The 429-nt window shown below is 44.3% G+C and carries 1 protein-coding gene; it reads left to right on the top strand.

Going from position 1 to position 429, the window contains the following annotated elements; translation table 11 throughout:
* The coding region (locus AB4585_RS26465) for a hypothetical protein (RefSeq protein ID WP_372171725.1) at nucleotides 1–370 on the top strand (370 nt) is incomplete at its 5' end.
* Between the last annotated feature and the right edge of the window lie 59 nt (nucleotides 371–429).

Here is a 429-nt window from a genome sequence, read left to right as displayed (position 1 = left end):
ATACCTACATCGCAAAGTAGGCATCAATAAGAACGGGGAAGAGCAAGTATGCTACTCACCACAGTGGCGCATTTATCAATACAACCCCAATGGACGCGACGAACTGATAGGCTTTCCAATCTCAAAGCTTGGCTATCACGAAGCATTCAAACAAGCACTTGATGAGTATAGCTTTGGACTTAGACTCACTCCCTCACAATCAGCAGACATAGAACAGCGACTCTGGCCCATCGATGAAGCCATTAAACGACTCATTCACGATGAGCGCCGTAAACCTCACGGCATATCCCCTCAAGGAATTAAACTTGTGCAGGAAAAAATGATAAAAGCCGCTCAGAAGGACCAAATTACATCAACCCAAACACAATAGGGAAGATAGTAACTCAAACATTAAGTGGTTACCTATACCGCCTATAAGCCGTATAACCC

It is taken from the genome of Vibrio sp. 10N.222.49.C9, assembly GCF_041474985.1.
In the GTDB taxonomy this organism is placed as follows: domain Bacteria; phylum Pseudomonadota; class Gammaproteobacteria; order Enterobacterales; family Vibrionaceae; genus Vibrio; species Vibrio crassostreae_C.
This window is presented reverse-complemented; position numbering and strand designations above follow the sequence as displayed.